Origin of the sequence: Nocardia sp. GCM10030253 (assembly GCF_042675075.1) — a bacterium.
Lineage (GTDB): Bacteria > Actinomycetota > Actinomycetes > Mycobacteriales > Mycobacteriaceae > Nocardia.
The window spans coordinates 378,536-395,686 of record NZ_JBHTDL010000002.1; the positions used below are offsets into that span (position 1 = coordinate 378,536).

The following is a 17,151-nucleotide window of genomic DNA, read 5'->3' on the forward strand; positions in this document are numbered from 1 at the left end:
CGAGGTCAGCCAGGCGGTGCGATCTTGGTGATGATGACGGCACCGTCGCGATCCGCCACGGACACGATCTGTCGGTAGGTCCGCACGGTCGCGTTGGGACGGCTCTCGGTGATCACCACGTCGAACCGGCCGTCGTTCATCGGCACGATCAGTACGCAGTGCCTGCTGTCGGGCGGGATGGACGCGATGCCCGCGTCGATCACCTCGACCCGCGGTACCGACGCGTCCGGAGTCGTGACCGCCCGCGCCGCCTCTCCCGAACGCTCCACGTAGTAGGCGTGCTGGAAAGCGAGAATCACCTCCGGACCGGTCGTGGTCGAACCGATACCGTTGCCGCGCACCAACTGTTCGCTCCGGGTCGCTTCACACCCTGGCCCGCCGCCGAGTACCGGGTCCGCGACCGTCGCGGACTGGCGTGGGTTGGTGGCGGCGGCGCTGTAGACCAGCACAACTGCCGCTGTCGCCAGTGACCCGCCGATCGCGAACGCACCCAGCCACCAGAAACGCAACGGTCCATGGTGTGCACGACCAGGGCGGCGCTGGGGCCGTCGCTGCCGATCGAGAGTCTGTCTCGGATCCAGGCGCACCGGTGGTTTCAGACGCTGCGGTGGGTCGTACCGCTCCGGTGTGGTGTAGCGCCGTGGCGGCTCCGACGAGATCATGCCTGGCCACAGTGGTACGCCCGACGCCCTACCCCGGCCACGACGTGCCGCGACATGGCCGCCGGACTCGGATGTGTTCGACGACGACATACTTTCGCCGCACCCCCTTTGCCGTCGCCTGGGCAAGCTCGGGTTCCCTATGAATGCCGTTGTGCAATAACAAGATTGCACACCTTTGCCAGTTATGGCGACCGAATGGCCGAGAGACCACCGAAACGGCCGTCAGTTATCTTCGGGCACATAATCTTTCGGTCATTCAGCGGCCTCGTGCAGAGCCGGGATCGCCCCGTTCGTCGTCAGAATAGGTGACGCTGCCGCAAGTCCGCGACGTACTTGTGGATCAGGGATGGCGACAGGTGCGGAATGTCGTTGTCGGGACCGATCTTCGCGGCCTGAACCGCGGCGGTGAAGCCTTTCGCCGGAATGACCGATCCATCGATGGGCGGGCCCGGCCGCCGATAGGCGTGCAGCAGCGGCAACAGCGACGCTTGCCGCCGCTGTTCGGGCAGGCCCCGAATCGCGGTGTCGAAGCGGGCGAACCACTCGCGGTAGTCGTCGATCCGCTGAATCGGGTGTCCCGCCTCGATCAGCCAGTCGACGAATTCGTCCAGCGAGATACCGTCGTCGTGCGGGTTCAGCACATCGAAGGTCCGGAAGCCCGCAGTAGCCTGCGCGCCGAGGGTGGCGATCGCTTCGGCGGTGAAGTCGGCGGGCAGGCCGTCGTAATGGGCCCGCTGCCGCGCGCCGTCGGCGCCGGTCTCGTAGAAGGAGTACGGCGCGATGCCGGTGGCAAGCAGGCTGATCAGCAGGCGGGTGAACATATCGGGCACGTTGAGCTGGCCCGCGTATCGACTGTGGGCCAGGATCATGTCCGACCGGAAGACCGCAACGGGAAGACCGCAGTGGTCGTGCGCTTCCCGCAGCAGCACTTCACCCGCCCATTTGCTGTTGCCGTAACCGTTCGCGTAGCTGTCGTCGATGGCCCGCACGACGCTGATGTCGCGAATGTCGCCGTCTTCCTCGAAGACCGCGGGGTCGATCTGCGCGGCCACCGCGACGGTCGAGAGGTAGTTGACGGGCTTGAGCTGAGTGGTGATCGCCAGGCGAATGATTTCCGCGGTACCGACGACGTTCGGTCCGAACAAATGGCCATAGGGAAGCACGTGATTTACCAGGGCGGCCGGATGAACGATGAGATCGACGCTTTCCGCAAGACGGCGCCAAGTCGCTTCGTCCAAGCCGAGATTCGGCTCGCCGATATCGCCGGCGAGGACCTCCAGATTCCTACTTGCCAAGTCCCGGAAGTGCCGGAGCAATTCGGCGTCGCCGCTGTCGAACGACTCCTCGAGCCGCTTACCTGCGGCGGCCGCGTCACGTCCCCGGATGATGCAGATCAGTTTGCCGCTCGTCCGATCGAGGCGTTCGAGCCATTCGAGGCAGAGGAACCGGCCCAAGTAGCCGTTGGCTCCGGTCAACACCACGGTGCGTGCGGGCGCGACAGCTCGCGGGAGGTCCTGTGCGGCAGTAAGAGTCCGGACGTCGATGAACCTGTCCAGCGTGAGATCGTCGGCCCTGGCTCGGTCGGCGCCGGAACCGTGCACCGAGGCGAACGTCGGACGCTGGGATACGGAGCCCCTCGCCGCCTCGATATAAACCGCGAGCTTGTGTAAATCATTGGCCGGGCTGACGATGATGCCGACCGGCACCTCGACGCCGAGGATCTCCTGCAGCAGATTCGAGAAGGACAGTGCGGCAAGGGAATCGCCGCCGAGATCGGTGAAGTGCGCGTCGGGCCGCAGATCGGCGCCCGCACAGCCGAGCAGCGCGCGGGCGGCGCGGCTGATGGTTTCGAGCACCGGCAGATCTGCGGCCTCTCGGCGCAGCGCAAGCAATTCGCTCGCCTGACCTTCGGCAAGGTCGGTGTACAGCTGCTGGAGCCGCTCGCCATAGCGCTCGGTGAGCTTGGGCCGCAGCAACTTGCCGATGCCCGAGAGCAACCCGTTGTCGGCGGTGAACGGCTCGGTCTCGATGAGGAAGTCGCGCGGGACCTCATAGGAGTTGAGGTCGCTGTCCACGGCGATCCGTTGCAGCGACTCGGCGAGTGACACTTTCAGCGCATCCAGGTCAGGAGCGTCGGTGAGTGCGTCCTCGGTAGGCACGATTACCGCGAGCAGATAAGCGCGTTCGCTGCTGCCATAGACGAAAATCTGGCGAATCGACGGGCTGTTGGCGAAGACGGCCTCGAGACGCGATACAGCCACGAACTCACCCTGGGACAACTTCAGTACGTTGTTGCGGCGATCGACATAGACAAGCTGATCCGGTCCCAACTCGGCGACGATGTCACCGGTCTTGTAGAAACCGTCGGCGTCGAAGATCTCCGCGGTGATATCGGGCCGTTTGTAGTAGCCGGGAATCATGGTGGACGTCTTCAGCAGTAGCTCGCCGCGCGGGTGCGGCTGGTCGGTGCGGAAGTAGCCGAGTTCGGGCACGTCGACCAGCTTGTAGTCGAGCACGGGTGGCCGCCGCACCAGATTGTCGATGACGAGGCCGCCGCCCGCCTCTGTCGAGCCGTAACCGTCGTGCAGATCCAAGTCGAGCAGGGACTCGATGAATGTCTTCATTTCCGCGGCCAGCGGCGCACTCCCACAGAGAGCGGTCATGAAGCGACCGCCGAAAAAGTCTTCGCGCAGTTGCGCTTTCACCTCACTGTCGAGGTCCGTATGGTCGCGGCCCGGTAGGGCACGGCGGTCCATCTCACTCTGGTAGCGCTGGAACACCATCTCGCACACTCGCGGCACGAAGAACAGTTCCGTCGGACGGACCAGTGAGATGTCGTCGAACAGCGTCGAGATATCGCTCTTGGCGGCGAAGTAGGCGGTGCCGCCACGGGCGAGCACCCTGAACAGCGAGATGCGCCCCGCGACGTGGCTCATCGGCATGTAGTTGAGATTGATCGCGGACACCGGGGGCGCACCGAGCCACATCGTCGAGGCCAACCGGTCGGTGTACATCGCGCCTTTCGGCGTGCCGGTGCTTCCCGAGGTATAGATGAGCAGGGCCAGCGGATCGTCCTCGGCCGCGGAGACGACCAACGGGGCCCGCGGAAGTGCGCGTCCCCGTTCGAGGACCGACTCCAGTGGATGGACGGACACCTGGCTGCCGACGCCGGCGAGACGTTGCCGAGCGGCGTCGAACGCGTCGCGCTGGTCGTCGTCCTCGGGGTGGTAGTCGAAAACGATCAGACGTCGCGTCGATCCGCCCGCAAGAATGCAGTCGACGGCGGCCGCGAGATGTTCCGGTGTCGCGGCCAGAATGCGCGGGGCCGTCTCCTCGACGATGGCCGTCAGCTGAGCGACCGACGCACTTGCCTGCAGCGGGACGACGACCGCGCCGAGATGTAGACAGGCCAGATCGATCGTGGTGTAGTCAGGGCTGGTGAATCCCAGGATCGCCACGAATTCACCGGCACGCAAAGGATGCTCGGGATCGTGATGCCACGCGCTCGCCACCGCCGCGACTCGCGTCCACAATTCGCGGTAGCTGATGGTCTCGAAAGTGGGCAGCAGTCGCAGCGAATGACGGCCGGTCGTAACGTCCACCATCGGCTCGACGGCGCGCTGTCCGAGGGCGGGTCGGTCGGCGTAGGCAGTCATGACCGCCGCGGCGATCTGCGCCGGGCGCATTTCGGGATGTCGAATCGCTTCGTTGACCGTTTCGAGCGGCTGTGCGTCACGAATCTCTTGTTCGGCCGCATACAGGTCAGCGATGCGGCGCATAAGGCGCTCCCGCGCGTCAGCGGCCATTGCGCACCTCCTCGGGTCGTCGGTCAACCTTCGGTCGCTCCGTGCACTCACGGAAGACACCATATCCAGCAATATGTTAGCTTGCCTAAGTATTCCAGGATCGGCGCGGAACGGGCAATGGGCGAATATCCTGTTGCCCATTGCCTCGGCGTCACAGCGGCGGAAGTTCGAGATTCTCCCGGAAAGTACCGCCGATGTAGTCGGCCCCGACGATGCCCCGGCGCCGCAGTTCGGGGAGTAGTCCGTTGGTGAGGAAGTCGCGGGTCCGTGGGTCCGCGAGCCCACCCAGCGAGATGACGTCGAGCACTCCCGCCCGGTAGCGCTCCTCGATCGCGTCTGCCAACTGCTCCGGAGTACCTGCCGCCGCCCAGTGCCCGGTGTCTTTCGACGCGATGATCAACTCGCGCAGTGTCCGGCCCGATGCCGCGAGCTTGGTGAAGATCTCGACTCGTCCACGTCGGCGGTTCACCGAGGCCATCTCCGGCAGCAGATGCTGCGGGATGGGTTTGTCCAGGGGCAGTTCCGACAGGTCGATGCCGCCGCCGAACATGTCTGCCAGGCGGATTCTGCCCGCATCCAGATCGGTTGCCTCCGCGTCCTCGCGGACCAGTCGGCGCGCCTCTTCCTCGGTCGCACCGTAGGTGGCGTGGAAAGAGCTCATGATCAACGGCAACGAATCGGCGCGTCCCAGTTCGGCCGCGCGGGCGCGCACCGTTTTCGTATATGTGAAGGCGTCTTCGAGCGTCGGCAGTGAGGTGAAAACGACCTCCGCGAACCGGGCGCCGAGCTCGATACCGCCCGCTGACTGCCCCGCCTGGAATTGCACAGGCCGCCGCTGCGGCAAGGGCGGGATGTTGAGTGGCCCCTTTACCGTAAAGAACTGTCCCGCATGGTCGATCGGCCGCACTCGTGCCGGGTCGAGGATCGCGCCGCCAAGGCCGTCGGGCGTCAACGCGCCCGAATGCCAGCTGTCGAACAGCGCGTTGATCACTTCGAGGGACTCGGTTGCCCGCGCATACCGCTCCTCCGGGCTCGGCAGGTCTTGGTCGCCGTAATTCTCCTCGCCCACAGACGAAGTCACGACGTTCCACGCCGCACGGCCATTGCTCACATGATCGAGGGTGCCGAACAGCCGCGCGAGATTGTAGGGATGATGGAAGGTGCTGGTCACGGTGGCGATCAGACCGACATCCGAGGTCACCGAACTCAACGCGGACAAGTAGATCAGCGGCTCCTGCGCGCCGATCGCGCCTTGCGCGCCGAAGCTCAGCAGGTCGGCGGCGAACAGCGCGTCGAACTTGTTGGCCTCCGCGACCTTCGCGATCTCGATCGAGGATGCGACGGTCGACTGCCGCGGATCTATCGCGGCCGCATACACGTTCACGGCGCCGCTGACTCCGGTGACCGTCTTCAGCGTCCGGCGTCTTGCAGAAGTCATCGTTCGAGTCCAGCACTCGACGCGATCGGCGGCCACGGTTCGGATCAGCCGAATTCTTTAGCAGCCATAAACAACGGTATCGGTCGGGATCGGCTCCGACGACGAGATCGGCTGCTTCCTGCCGCAAGAGCGTTCCGGCTCCCGGCCGCCACCCACCGACGGCGGCACCGAGCCGAACATGGGTGACCAGGTCTCCGAATGGGTACAAACCCATTACAGCGCAACAAAAGTCGGCACCGTGATGGTCTAAGACCTCACGAACTCCGCCGCCCCCTGATCCACCTGTCGAGGGTGTCCGCGCCGCAACGGCGCGGAGCGGACACCCGCTCGCCGGCATTCCTACCGGTCCCAGGAAACTCCCCTGCCGCGCGACTTCCGTGCGCCGACCTTAGCGTGCGGTTCCACGGAAGCTGGCGACGTCTTCTTTCACACCGCGTGGCACCGGCGTACATTCAGTTAACGCTGCTCGGGCTGTTTCCTATGCGAAGGGATCGCCGTCATGAGCGTGCCGAATCGCCCGTGGATACACCGCACGGCATGCGGTGCGCTCGCGGTTGTCATCGCGCTGGCTACCGGAGCCTGCGGATCGGATCGTCACACCGAAGACGGGCAGCCCGCGACTGAGCCGGGAGCGGAGACATCGCGCGTCGACAACTCCGAAGCCGCGAGGATCGTCGTGACCGCCCGCGGCAAATTAGCCGAACTCGGTCTCAGCGCTGCCGTGTTCGGTGTGTGGCGTGGCGACGACGAGATCGTTCTCGGTGCGCTCGGCGGATCCCCGCTCGGCATTTCGGCGACGCCTGATATGCGTCTGCGGGTGGGCCAGCCGATGGAGCCGATGCTCTCGACGGTGCTATTGCAGCTCGACAAGGCGGGGGTGGTGCGGCTGGACGAGCCCATCGCCAAGTGGGTACCCGACTTCCCCCGCGCCGACAAGATCACCCCGCGGATGCTCGCCAACAGCACCACGGGTATCGCGGACTATGTCACCGATCCCGAGTTTCTCAAGCGCTTCTACGCGAACCCGATGCTGGGGTGGACCTCACGGGAGATCCTCGAGCTTGCCAACTCACGACCGCCGCTGTTCGAGCCCGGCACCAACTGGGCGTACGCCCATAGCGACTTGGTCCTACTCGGCGTGGTGTTGGAGAAGGCGACCGGTCAGTCCCTCGGCGACCTGCTCGAGCAGCACATCTTGGATCCGCTGGGCATGCACCAGAGCCAGGTGGTGCTCACTCCACAGATAACCGAGCCGATCCTGCACGGCTACACGAACGAGCGCGACGTATTCGAGGACTCCACGTTCTGGAATCCCACAGCCTTCCTGCACAGCGGCAACATGAACTCCACCGTCGCCGATGTCGGACGGTGGGTGCGTGCGCTCGGCACGGGCAAGCTGCTCTCCGACGCACAGTTCAAGGAGATGATGGCGGCGTCGACGGCTGGGCTCGGCCCACTGACTCCCCAGAAGTACTTCGCGTTCGGGGTCGCCCATTTCGACGACTGGCTCTTCATGAACCCGGCATTCGGCGGATACAACGGCGTCGCCCTATACGACATGAAAACCGAGACGACCATCGTCGTCTATGCCACCCTCGGGCCGATGGTCGACGCCAACACCGACAACGCCGTCCCCATGGGCACCGCGATCGGTGCCGTCGTCGTTCCGGACCGCCCGCCGCACGTCTCATGACGGTTGGGTGGGATTTTCCGAGCCGGAGAACGGGTTGTACGTGGGGTCGATACGAGGAGGTCATGTGGCACCGGAATACAACCGAAATCTCGCGGCGGTGGCCGCGCTGTCGACCGAGCAGAAGGAGGAGGCGTGACCGACACGCGGAAGGCGATTCTGGCCGGCGGATGCTTCTGGGGCATGGAGGATTTGATTCGTAAGCAGCCGGGTGTGCTGTCGACGCGTGTCGGGTACAGCGGCGGGCGCAACGACCACCCCACATATGGCAATCACCCGGGCCATGCGGAGGCCGTGGAGATCATCTACGACCCAGCGCGGACGGACTACAGGGCGCTGCTGGAGTTCTTCTTCCAAATCCATGATCCGACAACGAAGGATCGCCAGGGCAATGACGTAGGTACCAGCTACCGTTCGGCGATCTTCTATCTCGACGACGATCAGAAACGTATCGCGCTGGACACCATCGCCGATGTCGACGCCTCGGGCCTGTGGCCCGGTAAGGCGGTCACGGAGGTGACCGCGGCGAGTGAGTTCTGGGAGGCCGAGCCCGAGCACCAGGACTACCTGGAACGCTATCCGGACGGCTACACCTGCCACTTTCCGCGGCCCGGTTGGAAGCTGCCGACCCGGTAGACCACCGCGCCGTAGGCCTTGCGAGTCGAGTGCGTTCGAATACAGGGCAGGTAGGTGACGCTGAGATCATGCGCAACCGACTGCGCCACCTCGCTCAGGTGGCGCAGTCGCCGCGCTCGGCGGCACATCCGCCGTCAGCACCCACTCGTGGCGGACGATCCGAGACGCTTCACGAGTCGTGTCCATCTTGTGCCGTGATATCGAGAACGGCGAGGAAGGCGGTCGCCGCCGGCGTGCGGCTGAAGCGGCTCCAGATGACGTACTCGACGCGGGCCGGCGCGTCAGCGACCTCGATGGTGATTACGCCAGTGAGCTGAGGTGCGTAGGCGGAGGGGAGCATGGCCACGGCGAGGCCAGGCTCGACGAGTCGAGCGATGAAGTCTGCGGTAGTCACTTCGAAGGCGACGTCACGGTCGAGACCAGCGGCTGCGAAGGCTTGGTCGGATTGGACACGTCCGGCTGTCCCGGCCGGAAGGTCCACGAAAACCTCGGAGGAAAGCCGGCGAAGGTCGACCACTTGTGCGTCGGCAAGTGGATGGTCCGGTGCGACCACGGCGACGAGTCGGTCACGGGCGAGTTCGCGGGCGGCGACACCTTGGGGTTGCGCTGTGGTAGGCAGCCCAAGGAAGGCCACGTCGATGGCTCCTTGCCTGACTTGCTCGGCGAGGTCGTCGCTCGCGCCCACACGCAGGCTGATGCGCACGTGCGGGTACTGCTGACGGAAGTCACGCAGCGCGCCCGGGATGTCGACCGCGGCGACAGTAGGGATCAGGCCAACGGCAAGACGTCCGCGCACCTCTCCGACAGCCGCGGCGACCTCGGCAGCTGCGCGCTCGGCGGCGTCCAGACACTGGCGGGCGGCGGGGAGGAACGCAGCACCGGCCGGCGTCAGCCGCACCCGGCGGCTGGTGCGCTCGAAAAGTCTCGTGCCGAGTTCCCGTTCCAGGCGCGCGATCTGGTGACTGAGGGCGGACTGGACGACCAGACATCGTTGAGCGGCCTGGGTGAAGCTGTTCGTCTCGGCAACGGCGACGACGTAGCGCATCTGCTGAAGCTCCATTGATCAATCTTGCATTGAGATTGATGAGGTGACAAACATGTGTTGGACTCATTGATCGCTGCGGTGTGAGATAGCGAGTGTGAAAAGTCCAGCAGCACAAAGGGTTTCCGGCGGACCCCGCAGCGGTGCTCCCTATGGAGATCTACCTCGCACCGCCCTGACGGCAGTCGCTCCCTTGGCATGGGGCACCACCTATATCGTCATCACCGAGCTTCTCCCACATGGACATCCCTTGTTCGCGGGACTCATGCGCGCGTTGCCCGCCGGCCTGATCGCGCTGGCGATCACCAGGACGCTGCCGCGTGGAGCCTGGTGGGGGAAGGCCGCAGTGCTCGGTGTGCTGAACGTCGGCATGCTCACCGCGCTGCTGTTCATCGCGGCCGAACGCCTGCCGGGCGGCGTGGCCGCCACCCTGACAGCGGCCCAGCCGCTCATCGTCGCCGGTCTGGCCCTGATCGTCCTGCACGAGCGCCCCTCCGCCTGGCGCCTCGCCTGGGGAGTAACCGGCGTGGTCGGCGTCGGCTTGGTGGTGATCGGGCCGAATGCGGCACTCGACATCACCGGGATCGTGGCGGGCCTGGCCAGCGCGGCCTCGATGGCGCTCGGGTTGACGCTCACCAAGCGCTGGGGACGTCCCCCCGAGGCCAGTCCGACCGCGTTCGCAGGCTGGCAGCTCGCCGCAGGAGGCCTATTCCTGCTGCCTGTCACATTTCTTGTCGAGGGGCCACCTCCTGCGATCAACCCGACCGCTGCCCTCGGCTACCTCTGGCTGGGTCTGGTCGGCGGTCTTATCGCGTATGTCCTGTGGTTCCGCGGCATCACCACCTTGCCCGTCACCTCTGTCTCGGTTCTCGCCCTGCTCTCGCCGCTGGTCGCCACAGTTCTGGGCGCCATCCTGCTCGGCCAGACACTCGGCCCGATCCAACTCGTGGGGTTCGGACTCTCACTCGCCGCGATCGTCGCGGGACAGCTTCCGGCGCCCACCCGCTCACCCGACTCTGTTTCAACACCCACACCTGAAAGGACACCTCGATGAAGATCGCCGTCGTCGGAGCCGCGGGCATGGTCGGCTCGCGCGTCGTCAACGAAGCCGCAAGCCGGGGCCATGAACTCATCGCGGTACTCCGGAAAGGGCGGCCAGCCGCCCTGCCGCCCGGAGTGACCGCCGTCGAAGGCGACGCGAACGACCCCGACCACATGAGCAGGCTGTTCGACGGCACCGACGCGATCGTGGCTGCGACCCGTCCTGCCCCTGGACACGAACACACCCTCGCCACCACCACGACGGCGCTGCTCGACGCGGCCGCGACAGCCCGGACGCGCATCCTCGTTGTCGGTGGCGCCGCCCCCTTACAGATCCCGGGACACCCCGACCGACTCGTTGTCGACAGCCCGGAGTACGTGCCGAAACAATGGCGCACCATCGCCGCTGCCAGCGCCGCGCAACTGGACGCCTGCCGACCACACTCGGCCGACTGGGCCTATCTCAGCCCACCCGCCGTCCTCGAACCCGGACGCCGCACCGGAAAGTACCGGCGCGGCACCACCACACTCATCACCAGCGCCGACGGCACGTCCCGAATCTCAGCCGAAGACCTCGCCGTCGCCGTCCTCGACGAGCTCGAGAACCCACGCGGAAGCAAACACTTCACCGTCAGTTACTAGGCCCGACGAGGACGACATCGCCGATGTAAGACCGGGTGATCGGGAAGACGAGGTTGTCGACGCACTCGCTGCCGCGGACCCCGTAGAGCGGATACACCAACAGGGTGCCGGCGCCGACCACCCCGAACGGTTCAACCGGAATCAGATGATCATGCCGGCGGGCCCGGCCGGCATGACGACGGAGGGAACGATGAGATGAAGCGAGTCCTCGGTATCGCGATCGCGCTCGCCTGCCTCGGCGTGACGGTGCTGGTACCCGCGGACCGGGCGGCGGCGCACCGTCCGGTGTCCTTCCCCACCGCGATTGACCTGCCCGCCGGGTTCCAGCCGGAGGGTATTGCGATCGGGTCGCTGCCGGTGGCCTACTTCGGCTCGCGGGCGGACGGCTCCATCTACCGCGCCAGCCTGGTGACGGGGCGGGGCGCCATCCTGAACCCAGGGCCGGGTACGCCGTCGCTCGGGCTCGAAGTCGACCAGCGCGGTCGGCTGTTCGTCGCCGGCGGCATCGGGGGCGACGCCCGCGTCGTGGACACCCGTACGGGCGCGGTGCTGGCGAGCTACCGGCTCGGAACGCCGCCGGACACGTTCGTCAACGACGTGGTGGTCACGCCCACGGGCGCGTGGTTCACCGACTCGAGCACGCCCGTGCTGTACCACCTGCCCGTTGGCCGCGACGGTGCGCTGCCACCCCCCGCGGCGGTGGTGCGACGGCCGTTGTCCGGCGACATCGTTTACCTGCCCGGAGCGATCAACGCCAACGGGATCGTGCGCACGCCCGATAGCACGGGGCTGATCATCGTGCAGTCGGTGACCGGCCGACTGTTCCGCGTCGACCCGGCGACGGGCGCGACGCAGCAGGTCGATCTCGGCACCGAGGCGGTGCCCAACGGTGACGGACTGCTATTGCACGGCAGCACGCTGTTTGTCGTACAGAACCGGCTCAACGCGATCGCCGTGGTCGCGCTCAACCGTGCGGGCACGACGGGCACGGTCGAACGGCGCGTCACCGACCCGCGCTTCGACATACCGACGACCGTCGCGGCTTTCGGAGGACGCCTGTACCTGCCGGACGCCCGCTTCACCACGCCGCCGACGCCGACCACGCCGTACAACGCCGTCGCGGTCGATCGACCCCGATGAGTAGGTTCAGGGTCGATCCGCGCAGATCGGCTCACGCGATGACAAACGCTCATCCCCATTCGTTGGGTTGCGCAGCGGCGCGGTGGGGCCGCACGCCTAGAATCTCGGTCGAGAAGGAAGGACGGCTGATGAAGCGAAACCTGAACTGCCCCTGCGGAGAAAACATTGTCGGGTCCGATGAGGACGATCTTGTGCAGAAAACACAGGCCCACCTGGCCGAGAACCACCCCGGGCACGAGTACTCGCGCGACGAGATCTTGTTCATCGCTTACTGATCGATGAATCCGCATGGGGCGCACGTCTCTTACGGCGAGTGATCGCGGCAAAATCAGTATGCCGCAACGTGATACTCTTCCGAATCACTTGCGCGACGACCCTGGGGGGCGCCGCTGATCGGCGAAGGAATCAGGGATGGCAGCGCCACAGGGCACCCCGAAGCCCCGGAATTTTCGGCCGTGGATTCTTGCCGCCCTCGGCAGTTCGGTCGCAGTGGTCGTGGCGATCGGCATCGTGGTAGCAACTGCCGGCCATGACCGCGACACCGTCGAGAAAGGTTACAGCGCAGACGGTGTCGCCGATGCCTGCGATTTGCTCGACCTGTCGGTCTTGAACAGGTGGGAATCCAGACCCGGCAAACGCGACCACAAGAAGGAACGAAACGTGCTGGGGACGGTGCTGACGTGCGAAGCGGAAAACGAATCCGCGAACGTCGCGCGCCTGGCCGCGATGACGTTGACCGCGACCATCCACGACTCCGAAGCTGAAGCGCTGGCTGGTTACGAGATGGGCGAGCGATTCGCCGAGAACTCCTCGGGCGCAACACCCAGCGGCACGGTGCCCGGTCTCGGCGACCGCTCCTTCCTCGTATGGAACAAGAAGGATTACAGTCCGACCAGCTTATTGAATCAGGCATCCAGCCTTCAACTCTCGACGCGGGACGGTCAGCTGGAGATCCACCTCATCATCAGCATCGCCGCCGATTTCGATGAGGACGAAGTTGTCACCGTCGCTACCGAACAGGTGCGGCGCGTAATGAACACCTTGAAGGGATAACAGCAGGTATGCATCGCATGAAGACCGTGGTAGCCATATTCGCCATGGGCGCAGGCGTTCTCGCCGGATGCGGCGATAGCGACAGCAACTCGAGTTCCGCCTACTGCGAAGCCCTAAAGGACTTGGGTGGCGGTAGTTATGTGCCCAACACGGCCTCGTCGGAAACGGTGCCCAAGATGCGCAAGATCGCCGAAGTGGCGCCGGACGAAATCAAGGCGGACTGGAAACGACTCGCTGATGCACAGGAGCAGCTGATGTCGTCGGCTGCTGGCTCCCCCAGCGCTGCGAGCGCCCCGGCCGACATCGGGCTGGTCGCCCAGCGGCTCGTCACTTTCAATGAGAAGACCTGCATGAAGTGATCTGCCGCAGCGCGTTCGCCCGCGTCAGGTGAGGTCGACTTGGTCGCTGTGGTGAACGTGCACGGGCACGTCGTCCGCCCATGGCTGGCGGATCACCATGTCCGCGACCTTCACCTCTCCGCGCTCGAACTCGCCGGTGGCGGCGTCGACGAGACGGTATTGCTGTGTCTGCTTGTGGATCGGCTGAGCGTCGAGCAGAACGATGCGTACTTCGCCGGGTTCGAAATGGCAACGCTGCTGCATCGCGGCGATCAGTTGCTCGTTGTGCATGTGGCCGTCGCCGAAGTTCCAGCCGACCGCGGTGCTGCATATGCGCTCGCCGTCGGTGATGGTGTATTCGTCCTCGCGGCCTGCGGGCATGGCTCGGTGAACGAGGGTGAAGAGCGCACGACCGTGGGTGTTCATGGCGCGGAAGGCATATCCCATGTACATCGGAACCTGCGCCCGATCCTTACCGTAGAACCGCTCCAGCTGTGCCTGCGGCATGCTGGCGATCGCGACGATACCCCGGCTGATCTTTTCCGCGGCCGAGGGTTTGATGCACCACATCGTCGTATCCCAGTTGCCGGCGTAGTAGCGCATGCCCGGTAGGAACGAGATCTTGCGCGGGAACAGGTTTCCGGCGATCACGATGCTCGCGATCACGGCGAACAGCAACGCCATCGACGCTGGGTTGTTCAGACTGCCGAGACCGAGATCGGCGTGCGCGACGAACAACACCAGCACACCGAAGATCATGAAGACGTTCCACTCCAATGGCACTCCCATGGGAACGGCGGTGAGGATCGCCAGGTGGAAGCCCACCATCACGAGCGCGGCGATCGCCGTCAGTGGGCCACCGTGCGAGAAGAACAGCACCAACGGAATACACATTTCGACGGCAGTACCACCGTGGGCGAAAATGCGGGACAGGCGACTCGGCCTCAGGTCGTCGGGGAAGTTTTCGAAGAACATGCGCTTGAGGGACTTCCGCCGGAACACCGGGCTGTTGGACATCATTGTGGACACCACGAACGGGAAGTGCTTGTTCAGCTTCGAGGTCGCCGCGCCCATCCAGATCACCACGAAAACCACCTTCGCGGCGACAATCGTGTCGGCGCCGGTGAACAGGAAGGTGACCGCCAGCGTGGCATAGACCTCGCCGCGCGCAGCCAGAAAGATCACCTTGTCGCGCAACCCGAGTACCGCAAGCAGGCCGAGGATCACCGCGATCTGCCACACCGGCAGCAGCCCCACCGTCGTGTCCAGCTCCGGTACCGGACCGGTCCCATCGGTCAGCAACGCGACCGATGTCATCACAAGCAACGCCGCGTACAGTACGACATCCACCGCCGTACGTTCGGTGCCTTTGGTCAGCGGAATACGCCCGGGCCATGGCGGCAGCCGAATGGTCTTGGGCCGCAACCAATACAAGATCGAGCCGAGCGGTGGGAAAAACCTGTTGTTCAGCGGACCGAATCCGCAACCGAGTCCGACCACCTCGAACAGCAGCGTGTACAGCACGGCCTTCTGGAACACGATCGGCTCCGACCACCAGTCACCGACGCCAGTGAATCCGTCGATCCTCTCGGTGGACAACATGACCAGCCAGCCACCGAGAATGTAGAGGCAGACCTTGCCGACATAGAACAGGTGCAACGCAACCGGCGTCCCGAACCCCACCTCGGCCCAATGCCTGGCCATCGGACGGATCCGCTCACTACGAGTGCGCCTGCTCCATTCCGCCATATCGACCGCGGGCAGGTCGGGCTCGAGAAATCCCATCAAGCACTCTCCGATTCGATGACACCGAGGCACCAGCCGAATCAGGACCTCGAAGTCCATCGATACGTTGACAGGTAAGGCATTTGCTGTCAATGAGCACGACTACATCGGTTCTCGCCACTTTCGTCGCCCATTGATGCCGACTGGACTGCGGCACGACGTTTCCGGCGCTTCTGAAGCAGCGTTCCGTTCTGGACCTTGTTTCTCTGACCATCCACCAATTCACTGAGGGGTGGTGAGTGGTGGATGGTCAGAGAAGTAAGAAATGTCTGTCCGCCAGATACTCCAGTGCATCGATCCGGACGTACGCGGTTCATTCACGCACAGCGCAGGCGTTCGTAGCCGAGCCGCAGCGCGGACCACGCTCGTTCAGCTGCCGCCTGTGGTGAATGGGCGACGTGGCGGAGTCTCTAGCCGCCGGAACCGCTGGCCGACAGCGATTCCAGCAGGCAGTCCCAGTGCGGGGCGCCACCGGGGCAGCCGGGGCTGGCTACCGGATCCGACTGTTCGACAACGGGTTCGGCGGGCTGCAGTGGGATGGCCGAAGCCGGCACGACTGCGGCCAAAGGCGCCAGCAGGATTGCGCCGGCGAGCATTCCGGCACGAACGTGGTTACGCATCTATGTTTCCTTTCGAGCGGCAAGGGTAGCCGCCGCCAGGAGACGCTATCGGCGGCGACGACATTGCGGACAGACCCGGGAAGGTACGCCACCGAAACTGGGGGCTCCGCCGCTACCGGCCCGACCGGATTCAGATTGCCGACTCACGGGGCGTTAGCGAGCAGCTGCGAACACGCTGAACGCCAGTACTTTGCTCAAATTCGGATATCGTGTGCGTCCGTCGCCGTGCAAACCCGCAATGGCGGCCAGTTAAACGTCTCGACCAGATCCCATGCACGTCGGGGCCGCAGGTGCATACGAACACCGATGTTCTGCGCCGACGTGGCCGGATTCGGCATCGTAGGACCACTGACAACGGCCACCCGCTGTCCGTTCTAGGCTAGGGCGGTGTCGCTTCATCCGGGTGCCCAGTTCGAGGGCTATGTCGTTCGCGCGCCACTCGGTAGAGGCGGTAGCAGCGATGTGTATCTCGTCGACGACCCGGGACACTCGCGTCAGGCGGTGCTGAAGATCCTCGATCACCCAGTGGGTGATTTATCAACTGCGCGCAGACAATTCCACAATGACTTCGATATTGCGAGCACGCTGCATCACCCCAATGTGGTCGAGATGCTTGCGCAGGGAGAGTTCCTGGGGCAGCCGTGGCTGACGTACGCATACGGCGAGCGTGAGCCCGGTTCCACACTGATTCCGGGCCGGCGCGACGAGGTCGATCTGACGCGAGCGCTACCCGCGCTTGCCGAGATCGCCGCAGCCTTGGACTACATTCATCAACACGACGTGCTGCACCTCGACGTCAAACCGCACAACATGCTGATCGGCCTGCAGGGCGCGACGACGGTGCTCACCGATTTCGGGATCGCGCACCGGCTCAGCGACGATACGCCGCTCGCCGGGCCCGATGGCTTTGTGCCCGTGTCACTCGCGTACGCGGCGCCGGAAGTTCTGCGTGGCGCGCAGATATACCCCGCGACGGACCAGTATTCGCTGGCATGTGCGGTGGTCGAGTTCCTCACCGGCCGACCGCCCTTCCCGATGCCGAACCAGTTCGCGATCGCCGATGCCCATCTGTGGGCCACTCCCCCGGACGTATCGTGGCGGCGGCCCTGGATCCCGCACGCGGTCGACTCGATTCTGGACAAGGCGCTGGCGAAAGATCCGCGCGCACGTTACGACTCTTGCGCCGAGCCGATCCACCTGATCACGCGGGTACTTCGCGACGTGGAACAGCCTCGAGCACACCGCTGACGCGAGCATA

General features: G+C 64.9%; 15 protein-coding genes. 9 read left to right on the forward strand and 6 right to left on the reverse strand.

Annotation, left to right across the window (positions count from 1 at the left end; genetic code table 11):
- Positions 1 to 5: 5 nt before the first annotated feature.
- The 3 genes from ACFQZZ_RS02170 to ACFQZZ_RS02180 form a co-directional block, all read right to left on the reverse strand.
- Positions 6 to 662: a hypothetical protein gene (locus tag ACFQZZ_RS02170; RefSeq protein ID WP_378673026.1), complete on the reverse strand. Its 657-nt coding sequence runs from the start codon at positions 660 to 662 to the stop codon at positions 6 to 8.
- A 296-nt stretch (positions 663 to 958) separates the two neighbouring features.
- Positions 959 to 4,468, reverse strand: coding sequence for a carboxylic acid reductase (gene car, locus ACFQZZ_RS02175; RefSeq protein WP_378673237.1), 3,510 nt, complete (start codon positions 4,466 to 4,468; stop codon positions 959 to 961).
- A 151-nt stretch (positions 4,469 to 4,619) separates the two neighbouring features.
- Positions 4,620 to 5,906 (reverse strand): NtaA/DmoA family FMN-dependent monooxygenase, encoded by a 1,287-nt coding sequence (locus ACFQZZ_RS02180; protein ID WP_378673029.1) that lies wholly within the window; start codon positions 5,904 to 5,906, stop codon positions 4,620 to 4,622.
- Between the two features lie 499 nt (positions 5,907 to 6,405).
- Between ACFQZZ_RS02180 and ACFQZZ_RS02185 the strand changes: the two genes are divergently transcribed.
- Together ACFQZZ_RS02185 and msrA are read left to right on the forward strand one after the other, a co-directional pair.
- Positions 6,406 to 7,599 carry a serine hydrolase domain-containing protein gene (locus ACFQZZ_RS02185; RefSeq protein WP_378673032.1) on the forward strand — a complete coding sequence of 398 codons (1,194 nt, stop codon included), beginning with the start codon at positions 6,406 to 6,408 and terminating at the stop codon, positions 7,597 to 7,599.
- A gap of 180 nt (positions 7,600 to 7,779) precedes the next feature.
- The gene (gene msrA, locus ACFQZZ_RS02190; RefSeq protein WP_378673240.1) at positions 7,780 to 8,232 is read left to right on the forward strand and encodes a peptide-methionine (S)-S-oxide reductase MsrA; all 453 of its coding nucleotides are present in this window, start codon (positions 7,780 to 7,782) and stop codon (positions 8,230 to 8,232) included.
- Positions 8,233 to 8,401: 169 nt separating this feature from the next.
- On the opposite strand, the gene ACFQZZ_RS02195 is transcribed toward msrA, so the two are convergent.
- On the reverse strand, positions 8,402 to 9,292 hold the full coding sequence (locus ACFQZZ_RS02195) for a LysR family transcriptional regulator (protein WP_378673035.1): 891 nt from the start codon (positions 9,290 to 9,292) through the stop codon (positions 8,402 to 8,404).
- 79 nt (positions 9,293 to 9,371) lie between these two features.
- On the opposite strand from ACFQZZ_RS02195, the gene ACFQZZ_RS02200 reads away from it, so the two are divergent.
- The 6 genes from ACFQZZ_RS02200 (at position 9,372) to ACFQZZ_RS02225 (ending at position 13,509) form a co-directional block, all read left to right on the forward strand.
- Entirely contained in the window at positions 9,372 to 10,328 is a 957-nt protein-coding gene (locus ACFQZZ_RS02200; protein ID WP_378673037.1) for an EamA family transporter, read from the forward strand.
- A complete protein-coding gene (locus tag ACFQZZ_RS02205; protein ID WP_378673040.1) occupies positions 10,325 to 10,957 on the forward strand; it encodes an NAD(P)-dependent oxidoreductase in 633 nt (210 codons plus the stop codon). Before ACFQZZ_RS02200 ends, ACFQZZ_RS02205 begins: the two co-directional genes overlap by 4 nt.
- Positions 10,958 to 11,152: 195 nt before the next feature.
- Positions 11,153 to 12,097: an SMP-30/gluconolactonase/LRE family protein gene (locus ACFQZZ_RS02210; RefSeq protein WP_378673043.1), complete on the forward strand. Its 945-nt coding sequence runs from the start codon at positions 11,153 to 11,155 to the stop codon at positions 12,095 to 12,097.
- A 128-nt stretch (positions 12,098 to 12,225) separates the two neighbouring features.
- Positions 12,226 to 12,372, forward strand: a complete 147-nt coding sequence (locus ACFQZZ_RS02215) for a DUF1059 domain-containing protein (RefSeq protein WP_378673046.1) — start codon at positions 12,226 to 12,228, stop codon at positions 12,370 to 12,372.
- Between the two features lie 220 nt (positions 12,373 to 12,592).
- Positions 12,593 to 13,150, forward strand: coding sequence for a hypothetical protein (locus ACFQZZ_RS02220; RefSeq protein WP_378673049.1), 558 nt, complete (start codon positions 12,593 to 12,595; stop codon positions 13,148 to 13,150).
- A 17-nt stretch (positions 13,151 to 13,167) separates the two neighbouring features.
- Complete coding sequence (locus tag ACFQZZ_RS02225; protein ID WP_378673052.1) at positions 13,168 to 13,509, forward strand: hypothetical protein; 342 nt, start codon at positions 13,168 to 13,170, stop codon at positions 13,507 to 13,509.
- A 24-nt stretch (positions 13,510 to 13,533) separates the two neighbouring features.
- Here ACFQZZ_RS02225 and ACFQZZ_RS02230 read toward each other — a convergent pair whose 3' ends face one another.
- Together ACFQZZ_RS02230 and ACFQZZ_RS02235 are read right to left on the reverse strand one after the other, a co-directional pair.
- The gene (locus ACFQZZ_RS02230) at positions 13,534 to 15,273 is read right to left on the reverse strand and encodes a DUF3556 domain-containing protein (RefSeq protein ID WP_378673055.1); all 1,740 of its coding nucleotides are present in this window, start codon (positions 15,271 to 15,273) and stop codon (positions 13,534 to 13,536) included.
- 410 nt (positions 15,274 to 15,683) lie between these two features.
- Positions 15,684 to 15,893, reverse strand: a complete 210-nt coding sequence (locus tag ACFQZZ_RS02235) for a hypothetical protein (protein WP_378673058.1) — start codon at positions 15,891 to 15,893, stop codon at positions 15,684 to 15,686.
- A gap of 387 nt (positions 15,894 to 16,280) precedes the next feature.
- On the opposite strand from ACFQZZ_RS02235, the gene ACFQZZ_RS02240 reads away from it, so the two are divergent.
- On the forward strand, positions 16,281 to 17,141 hold the full coding sequence (locus tag ACFQZZ_RS02240; protein WP_378673061.1) for a serine/threonine-protein kinase: 861 nt from the start codon (positions 16,281 to 16,283) through the stop codon (positions 17,139 to 17,141).
- The last annotated feature ends 10 nt before the right edge of the window (positions 17,142 to 17,151 follow it).

Excerpts from the sequence above, each read along its gene's own strand:
- ACFQZZ_RS02230 (WP_378673055.1), bottom strand. The coding sequence starts at position 15,273 with ATGGGATTTCTCGAGCCCGACCTGCCCGCGGTCGATATGGCGGAATGG.
- ACFQZZ_RS02180 (WP_378673029.1), bottom strand. The coding sequence starts at position 5,906 with ATGACTTCTGCAAGACGCCGGACGCTGAAGACGGTCACCGGAGTCAGC.
- ACFQZZ_RS02235 (WP_378673058.1), bottom strand. The coding sequence starts at position 15,893 with ATGCGTAACCACGTTCGTGCCGGAATGCTCGCCGGCGCAATCCTGCTG.
- ACFQZZ_RS02185 (WP_378673032.1), top strand. The coding sequence starts at position 6,406 with ATGAGCGTGCCGAATCGCCCGTGGATACACCGCACGGCATGCGGTGCG.
- msrA (WP_378673240.1), top strand. The coding sequence starts at position 7,780 with ATGGAGGATTTGATTCGTAAGCAGCCGGGTGTGCTGTCGACGCGTGTC.
- ACFQZZ_RS02170 (WP_378673026.1), bottom strand. The coding sequence starts at position 662 with ATGATCTCGTCGGAGCCGCCACGGCGCTACACCACACCGGAGCGGTAC.
- ACFQZZ_RS02195 (WP_378673035.1), bottom strand. The coding sequence starts at position 9,292 with ATGGAGCTTCAGCAGATGCGCTACGTCGTCGCCGTTGCCGAGACGAAC.
- ACFQZZ_RS02210 (WP_378673043.1), top strand. The coding sequence starts at position 11,153 with ATGAAGCGAGTCCTCGGTATCGCGATCGCGCTCGCCTGCCTCGGCGTG.
- ACFQZZ_RS02205 (WP_378673040.1), top strand. The coding sequence starts at position 10,325 with ATGAAGATCGCCGTCGTCGGAGCCGCGGGCATGGTCGGCTCGCGCGTC.
- car (WP_378673237.1), bottom strand. The coding sequence starts at position 4,468 with ATGGCCGCTGACGCGCGGGAGCGCCTTATGCGCCGCATCGCTGACCTG.
- ACFQZZ_RS02215 (WP_378673046.1), top strand. The coding sequence starts at position 12,226 with ATGAAGCGAAACCTGAACTGCCCCTGCGGAGAAAACATTGTCGGGTCC.
- ACFQZZ_RS02225 (WP_378673052.1), top strand. The coding sequence starts at position 13,168 with ATGAAGACCGTGGTAGCCATATTCGCCATGGGCGCAGGCGTTCTCGCC.